General features: G+C 55.7%; 8 protein-coding genes. All 8 read right to left on the bottom strand.

Annotated elements, in window-relative coordinates; translation table 11 throughout:
* Positions 1 to 33: 33 nt before the first annotated feature.
* Positions 34 to 840 carry an ExeA family protein gene (locus ABYV89_RS11850; protein WP_432823164.1) on the bottom strand — a complete coding sequence of 269 codons (807 nt, stop codon included), beginning with the start codon at positions 838 to 840 and terminating at the stop codon, positions 34 to 36.
* The gene (locus tag ABYV89_RS11845; protein ID WP_432823163.1) at positions 833 to 2,896 is read right to left on the bottom strand and encodes a chemotaxis protein CheA; all 2,064 of its coding nucleotides are present in this window, start codon (positions 2,894 to 2,896) and stop codon (positions 833 to 835) included. Before ABYV89_RS11845 ends, ABYV89_RS11850 begins: the two co-directional genes overlap by 8 nt.
* 6 nt (positions 2,897 to 2,902) lie before the next feature.
* Entirely contained in the window at positions 2,903 to 3,271 is a 369-nt protein-coding gene (locus tag ABYV89_RS11840) for a response regulator (protein ID WP_432823162.1), read from the bottom strand.
* Between the two features lie 15 nt (positions 3,272 to 3,286).
* Positions 3,287 to 4,510: a DUF4388 domain-containing protein gene (locus tag ABYV89_RS11835; protein WP_432823161.1), complete on the bottom strand. Its 1,224-nt coding sequence runs from the start codon at positions 4,508 to 4,510 to the stop codon at positions 3,287 to 3,289.
* 125 nt (positions 4,511 to 4,635) lie between these two features.
* Positions 4,636 to 5,946, bottom strand: a complete 1,311-nt coding sequence (der, locus tag ABYV89_RS11830; protein WP_432823160.1) for a ribosome biogenesis GTPase Der — start codon at positions 5,944 to 5,946, stop codon at positions 4,636 to 4,638.
* A 53-nt stretch (positions 5,947 to 5,999) separates the two neighbouring features.
* Positions 6,000 to 6,899, bottom strand: a complete 900-nt coding sequence (era, locus tag ABYV89_RS11825; protein WP_432823159.1) for a GTPase Era — start codon at positions 6,897 to 6,899, stop codon at positions 6,000 to 6,002.
* Positions 6,896 to 7,924 carry an elongator complex protein 3 gene (locus ABYV89_RS11820; protein ID WP_432823158.1) on the bottom strand — a complete coding sequence of 343 codons (1,029 nt, stop codon included), beginning with the start codon at positions 7,922 to 7,924 and terminating at the stop codon, positions 6,896 to 6,898. Before ABYV89_RS11820 ends, era begins: the two co-directional genes overlap by 4 nt.
* A 3-nt stretch (positions 7,925 to 7,927) precedes the next feature.
* The coding region (gene rnc / locus ABYV89_RS11815) for a ribonuclease III (RefSeq protein ID WP_432823157.1) at positions 7,928 to 8,440 on the bottom strand (513 nt) is incomplete at its 5' end.

The raw sequence follows: 8,440 nt of genomic DNA, 5'->3' as shown, positions 1-8,440 counted from the left end.
GCGAGATCCATTGTAGGCTTCCGTTTTTTCGGTTCAAGAAGACAGAGACAATTCCGCCATGATGGATCGGATGATTTCTGGGCCGATCGGTCTGACTTCCCGGCCAAAACCTTCCAGCAGAGCCAGGGAGGCCGCGTGGTTGATCTTGCGAGGCACCCCCCCTGAATAGGCATAGATCATCTCTATCGCTGCGGGCAGAAATAATCCGGCTTCACCGCCGGCAACCTGCAATCGATAATCGATATATGCCGTCGTATCGTCCAAAGAGAGCGGCTGCAAATCATATTGCATGCCGATCCGCTGCCGAAGGGGCTCATACGCCCGGTGCGCCAGGCGCTTTCGCAATTCTGGCTGGCCCATCAGTATCACACTCATAAGGTTGCGGTCATCCAGCTGAAAATTCGTCAGCAGCCTGATTTCATCAAAGGTGTCCTTGTGCGGCACCAGCTGAGCCTCATCCACCACCAGAACCGGACAGATGTTCAGCTGAAACAGGCGGTAGAGTTCGGCACCGATCTGTTCCAGCAGATCGGTCTTGAACCTCGCCGGATCCGCAATGCCCAACCGCAGTGCCAGGGCCCGAAGGAATTCCATCGGCGACAGTCGGGGGTTGATAAAAAGCAGGACCTTGAACCCCTCGGACAGTTCGTCCATCAAGGCCCGCGACAGCGTGGTTTTGCCGCAACCAATCTCACCAGTCAGCAGGATCAGGTCACGCTCTTCGACCGCGTAGAGCAACCGCGCCAGGGCCTCCCGGTGCATTTTACTCTGAAACAGAAACCTGGGATCCGGGGTCTTACTGAAAGGACGTTCCGTCAGACCGTAAAAGTCCTTATACATAAAACGCCGAATCTCCCCTGAGAGCTTCGCTCATGAGGCCACCGACATCCAGAACAAGAATCGTTTTTTGGTTTCCAAGGTCCGCCGCTCCGGCAATCCCCCGGACAAAAGAGAGGGACTCGCCAAGTGATTTGATTACGACATCCTGCTGTCCAAGAAGTTCATCAACGACAATGCCGACCTTTTTGTCGGCAAGGCCGACCACGGCAACGAAGAAACGTCCTTTAGCTCTACCCTGCTCAGAAAGATTGAAAATATCTCCGAGCCACAACAGCGGCAGCGTGCTTTCACGAAGTTCGATGACTTCCTTACGTTCGATGGTACGCACGGCGGACGGCTCCACCATGATCGTTTCCAGAACGGAATTAATGGGAATGGCGTAGGTCTTGCCGCAAACCTTTATGATCAGGGCCTTGATGATGGCCAGAGTGATCGGCAGGGTAATCGTCATCGCCGTTCCGACACCGACGGCACTGTCCAGTTCAATCATCCCGGAAAGGAGGGCAATGTTGTTCTTGACGACATCCATCCCCACCCCGCGACCGGAAATGTCGCTGACTTTATCTGCGGTAGAGAATCCGGGGGTGAACAGAAGGTCGTAGACCTGCTCTCGGGTCAGGTTGGCGCTGGCCGACACCAGCCCCCTTTCAACGGCCTTCAAACGGACCTTTTCAGAATCGATCCCGCGGCCGTCATCCTGGATTTCAATGACGACGTGATTACCTTTCTGGGCTGCGGACAAGCGAACAGTGCCTTTTTCAGGCTTGCCGGCCGCTCGCCGTTCATCCGGAGATTCAATGCCGTGATCAATCGAATTGCGGATGATATGCATGAGCGGGTCGGACAGGTCTTCGACAATCAGCTTGTCTAATTCGGTATCGGCGCCGTGGATCTCAAGCGAAATCCGTTTATCCCTTTCACTGGCCACCTTGCGGACGATCCGGTTCATTTTGTCGAACAGTTGAGCCACGGGAACCATGCGAACCTCCATGACCCCTTTTTGCAACTCTTCTAGCCGACGTTCGAGAGCCCGGTTTGCCTTCTGCAGCTCTGTTCCGAGCTCGCGACTTCCCTCCCCCTTGAGACGATCGCAGATACGGGATATTGCCGCTTTGCAAAGGACCAGTTCACCGACAACGTTCATAAGCAGGTCGAGCTTGTCAATATCGACCCGTACCGTGCGGCTGATCGAACGAGCGGAAGCTTGAGCGGTCTGGGCAGCATCTTCGAGCGGTTGCTGAACCGATGGCGGCAGAACTTCAGGAGGTGGTGTTTCGAAGACCACCTCTTTAAACGGAGGGGCGGGCTTGCTGCCGCCGATGACAGATTCGACCATCGCCTCGTCGCGGCCAAGCAGCTCGACAATCTCTTCGGTTTTTTTGTCGGTGCCGACAATGATCTGAAATGCAATGCGGTCGGCCAGGTCGCCCGCTGAAGGCAGGGTGCTGATGACCTCACCGTGCTTTTTAATTAGATCGGACAGTCCTCCCAAATCCTGGTCAAAGGTGCAGATATCGAAATCGACCTTGATCTTGAGAAGATTCTTTTTCAGCTTGAGGTTTTCCAGAAGGCGATGTTCTTCGTACTCAGTGAGTACGGTGATGATTTCTGGATCGATGTTGTAGCCGGAGAAGGGATTGGTGTCCGCCGAACTGTTGCCGTGAAGCGTATTTTCAATGCGCTGCAGGATCGGGCTCAGATCTGAGGTGAAGTCCGGGTTTTCCGCTTTGCCGTCGACCAGGCGGGTCAGCACTTCCATGCCGTCAAAAAGCACCGAAACAAGATCGCTGCCGAGTGAAACCTTGCCGAGCCTAAGGCTGTCAAGCAGGTTTTCAAGGTGGTGGGCCAGAGAAGCGACATCGTCAAAGCCGAACATGCCGGACAGGCCCTTGAGCGAATGAGCTCCGCGGAAAATCCGGTTGAGCAGATCAGGCTCGCAGCTGCCGCTCTCGGCACAATCACCCAGCGTCATCAGGTCATTATTTAAATTTTCAATGATTTCTTCGGCTTCGCCAAGAAAATCAGTGATCGCCTGGGACGATGGACCCCCCACCATGACCTCCTAGCCGAGAATTTTCCGAATAAGGTTTTGAAGCTCTTCAGGCACAAAAGGCTTCACCAGGTAAGCGTCAGCGCCAAGGCTCAGCCCTTTCTGGCGATCTTTTTCACTCCCTTCGGTGCTGATAATAACCAGCGGCAGCGATTTGTAATTGGCGTTGCTGCGAATGAAACTGATCAGTTCAAGACCGTTGATGTCCGGCATGTTGATATCGGTGATAACCATATCAACCAATTCTCGCGGCAGGATGCGAAGGGCCTCAAAGCCATTGGCGGCCTCCACAACATCATAGTCGCCCATAGCCGCAATAGTTGACCCGATAAGGGAACGCATCGTCGATGAATCTTCGGCTATCAGAATTTTTTTAGCCACTGCACCCTCTTCGCATCAATTGGATAGCTGTTTGCGTAGTTTTTGTTCAAGCAGGGCTTTTTCCATGGTCAGGCCGGCATGAGTCAGAAAGATCTCCAGGGCTTCGGTTTCGCCGACAGGAACTTTCTGCGGAAGATTGTCGCCATACAGCACGGCAACAACCCGCCCTTCACTGACCAACGGGCCGAGGAAAATTTCCTCGGGTTCCTCGCCACCCAGGCTTTGTTTTAGGTAATTATCCCAGCGACAATCTTCGAGCCCCACCCTTTTGGGAATCATTTCAGAAAGTACTTCATTAAAAATAGAAGGTTCGTCGACAGGAATCCGCATTTTGCGAATTCGTGCGTCAGCAGATTCTTCGTCAAACTCTATACCAAACTGCCCCAGCCCGACAATCTCTTTTTCCTTGACGATGAAAATCACCGCCCGGTTCATGAACTCGCTTGCAAACCGCAGAACCAACAGGATAATCCCCCCCCCGAGCGCGGGACTGTTCAATTCCTGAACCATTCCCTTGAGCTGTTTCAGCGCTCCGGGTTCCAGCCCTGCTGCACCTGCGGAAGCCCCTCCCTGCTCACCGATTTCTTCAAGCAGATCGGCGGCAAAATCATACGCTGCGGGGCCAGTAAACTCAGGAATCGCCTCGACGTCTTCTGACGGTGGTTGACGCATCTGCGTTTCGGCCAATAACGCAAGATCGGTCTGCACATCGAGCGATTCCCCCCGATGCCGCTTTTCATCAATAATCCGGCTACCTTCGATCGCCAGCCACTGGGTATTCAGCCCCTGCTGCAAAAACCGCTGCATTGGGTTGAGCTTACAGACGGACAGCTGATCCGGTTCACCGAGTTCAAAAGCGAAGGACCCCTCCGACCAGCCGAAAAAACTGTAAATAATCCGTTCGATCTGCTCCCTGGCGACAGCTTCAACCGATTCGGCTGAAATGCCGAAGTTCTGGGCGAGAATGACACCGAGCAAAGGCGGGTCTGCCATCTTTCCCTGCAGGGCAAGAGCACCTTTAAGCGTTTCGACGTCTACCACGCTCCGACGAACCAGAAGGCTGCCGAAGTTTTCGGGGAAAACGCTCGATGTCGCATGGATGACCTTGCCATGCAGGAATACGACCTTGCCTTCACGATTCCTGCTCTTCAGGGCCAGCACCCCCGACTTGCGGCTGAGACTGACGATCTGAAGGATATCCCCCAGACCCAGGTCTTCAAGATTTCCAACAAGGCTCATGAGAATCCGGACTGTGCTTCGACGTTATTTTCAGCCTTTCCTGCAATGACATTGTAACAGCTGAAAATTAAATGACTTTTACTATATCGCAAGGAGTTCATACATGTAAAGCCTTTTTACTCCCTCTATCGCTCCCGATCTTTGTACAGCACCCGCACCGGCACCCCTTCAAAACCGAAGGCTTCGCGCAGCTTATTGATGAGGTAGCGCTGGTAGGAAAAATGCACCCCCTCGGCCTTGTTGACGAAGACCACAAAAGTGGGCGGACGGGTACTGACTTGCGTCATGTAGAAAAACTTCAGCCGTTTGCCTTGATAAACCGGCGGCTGATGACTTTTTTCCGCCTCGGCTAGAATCTTGTTCAGGCCGGGTGTCGGGATGCGCTTGTTGAATTCGGCCGCGACTTTTTCAACCTCGGCCATGATCTTGGCAACACGCTGCCCGGTCAAGGCAGACACAAACAGAACGGGCGCAAAGGCAAGAAACTTGAAGGATACTTTTAACTTATCAAGATAATTCTTCATGGTGGAGTTGTCTTTTTCCACCGTGTCCCACTTGTTGACCACAAGGATAACAGCACGGCCTTTTTCGTAGGCGTAGCCGGCCACCGTCATGTCCTGGTCGGTAACCCCTTCCTCGGCGTCGATCACGACCAGCACCACATGAGCCCGGTCCATTCCCTTTAACGCCTGGATGACGCTGAATTTCTCCAGCTTCTGACTGACCCGCCCCTTGCGGCGGATGCCTGCGGTATCGATCAGCACATACCGCTTCTGGTTGTAGGTGAACGGGGTGTCGACGCTGTCACGGGTGGTTCCGGCGAGGGGATTGGCGACCACCCGCTCGTATCCGAGCAGCCGGTTGACCAGCGACGATTTGCCGACGTTGGGCCGACCGATGACCGCCAGGCGGACTTCGTCCTGCCCTTCGACATTGGCCGGAGCCTCCGGGAGCAGGGCCATGACCGAATCGACGAGATCCGGAACACCACGACCATGTTCGGCCGAAACGGTATGGAGTTCATCGGCCCCGAGAGAATAGAATTCGCCGGCCGCCGCTTCCAGGTTGTCGCCATCGACCTTGTTGACGACATACAGCACCGGCTTGGTGAAGCGGCGCAGCATGGAGGCTACTTCGGCATCCGAGGGGGTCAGCCCTTCGCGGGCATCCATGACAAAAAGAATGACGTCCGCTTCTTCAACGGCCAACTGCGACTGTTCCCGCATCTGGATCAGCAGCCGGTCTTCACTGACCGGCTCGAAACCTCCGGTGTCGATGAGCGTAAAGGGCTTTTCAAAGCGGGTCACTTCGGCGTAGTGACGGTCACGGGTTACCCCGGGGAAATCCTCAACTATGGCTTTCCGCTGGCCGAGAATTCGATTAAACAGGGTCGACTTGCCGACATTGGGCCGGCCGACAATGGCTACAACTGACATAAAGGGAGACCTTTTTCTTTCTTGGATAGACTGAAGGTGAAGCAACGCCGGGGTTATTCGTAACCGAATTCCCTGAGCAGGCGGTCGGACTCAGTCCAGTTTTTCTGTACCTTGACAAAAAGTTCGAGGAAAACCCGGGTGCCCAGCATCCGTTCGATATCGAACCGGGCGGCCTTGCCGATGGCACTGATCTTCTCCCCTCTCTTGCCGACCAGGATCCCCTTGTGCGAATCGCGCTCGACAATGATTACGGCGTTAATCACCACCAGGTCTTTTTCCGGCCTTTCCTCAAAGCTCTCCACCAGTGTTGCAACCCGGTAGGGGATTTCGTCGCGAGTCTGCTTGAGCACCTGTTCACGGATCATTTCGGCCACGATGAACCGCTCCGGCAAGTCGGTGATCATATCTTCAGGATAATACGCCGGTCCCTCCTTCAGATAGGACGGTATCAGTGACAGCATCCGCTCGACGTTTTCACCGTTTTGGCCGGATACCGGAATGATTTCACGAAAGGCGAACCGCTTGGAATACGCTTCCATCAGCGCCAGCAGGCGCTGCTTTTGCACCAAATCGATCTTGTTGATGACCAGAACGACCGGCACCCCGCCCTTGGCCAGCGCATCGAGAATAAAATCATCATCCGTACCGATCCGGTCGGTTGACTCAACCACATACAGGATCAGGTCGACACCAGAGCAGGCACTCAAGGCCTGGTCAACCATGTATTTGTTTAACTTGCCGGAAGCCCGGTGAATCCCTGGCGTGTCGAGGAACAGGATCTGGGCCCCCGGCACATTGTGGATGCCGAGGATGCGGTTGCGGGTGGTTTGCGGCTTATTGGAAGCGATGGCGATTTTCTGACCAAGGATTCGGTTGAGCAGGGTCGATTTGCCGACGTTCGGACGACCTACGATGGAAACGAAGCCGGACTTGAAATTAGCTGATTCGGTCAAAAAATGAACTCCTCTATGGGATAGGCTGAAAGCTCGTGCAGAGTCCCGGTGTCCAGGTCGCTGGTGAGCGTCTGGCGCGCCGATTCCGGCACTGCCCGAACGGTAAAATACGGATATTTCTGTTGCAGGTAAACAATATTATGCCGCTTGTTCCCCAGCGCATCGGCCAGGTCGGCGCGATGAACCAAAACCGATCTGTGACCAGTTGAAGCGAGGTTTTGCAGCGCTCGCAGCCACAGGCGGGAGCGCACCAGTTGTCCGAACGCCGGATGGTAGGGGCCAGCCAGCACGGCATCGCCCTGATTCAGCCCGTCGGTTGCCTGCAGACCGACCCGGATGACCGGCACCGAAAACCGCTGGCAATGCCACACCATTTCAGCGCACAAGTCGACGGCCTCATCCAGTGCCAGGGGCGAAAACTGACCGGCCGCGTATTGCCTGGCCAGCAGGGTATCGCGCAGCACCACGACAGGGTAGATACGCAGGAAATCCGGTTTGAGACTGAGCGCTTGAGACAGCGAGGCCAAAGCTTCCTTCCGGCTGCCGCCGGGCAATCCAGGCATCAATTGAATGCCGACCCGAATGCCGTGCTGCTGCAGGCGAAAAACCGATTGCAGGGCCGCCTCCGGGCCATGTCCGCGAAACGAACGGGTAAGCACCTCGCGGGAAAAGGACTGGCAACCGACCTCGACGGTCGACACGCCACAGCCCTTCAACAACTCGATCTGCTCGACAGCCAGAGCATCCGGACGGGTAGAGATCCGGATGCCGCCGACTTCGCCGGAGCCGAGATAGGGCGATACGGCTTCAAGATACGCCCGCTGGTCCGCAGTCGGCAAAAGGGTGAAGGTTCCGCCGTAGAAGGCCACCTCCCCGCCCCTGCCGTGTTCAAGCATTTCCGGAAGTTGCCGGGCGACATCCGCTGCGGTCAGGGTCGCCGGGTGCCCGACCGATGCTTCCTGGCGGCAATACGAACAGCGATGCGGACAGCCGGCATGGTCGATAAAAAACGGGTAGATGCGCAAGGGCTATTCCCCGAGCGCTTCCAAGGCCTGGTGAGCCGCCTGCTGGGCGGCAACCTTCTTGCTCCTTCCGCTCCCCCTGCCAATGCTCTGTCCTGCGTGCCGAACCTCGATCGTATAGCTCCGCTGATGATCGGGGCCTTCGGCCTCAAGCAGGGTGTATTCAGGAGGCGCACCGAAGCGGGCCTGCATCAACTCCTGCAGCCGGGTCTTGAAATCAATCCCGATTTTACGCTTGGCCGAGCGGTCAATGGATGCTTCAAACAATCGCAAAACCATCTGCTGAACCGCGTGAAACCCCCCATCGCAGTAAACGGCGCCAATCAACGCTTCGAGAGCGTTGGCGACAAGGCTGTCCTTGTCGCGGCCGCCAGTGCGCAATTCACCGCGCCCGAGGCGCAGGCAGTTGCCGACTTCAAGACGACGGCCAACCTGGGCAAGGCCCGCTTCGCTGACCACCTCAGCGCGAATACGCGTCAACTCCCCCTCGGGCAAGCCGGGGTAAGCAACAAAAATCTT

Source organism: Trichloromonas sp. (genome assembly GCF_041583255.1).
In the GTDB taxonomy this organism is placed as follows: domain Bacteria; phylum Desulfobacterota; class Desulfuromonadia; order Desulfuromonadales; family Trichloromonadaceae; genus Trichloromonas.
The sequence above is the reverse complement of the archived record's forward strand: the minus strand, read 5'-3'. Positions and strand labels throughout refer to the sequence as shown.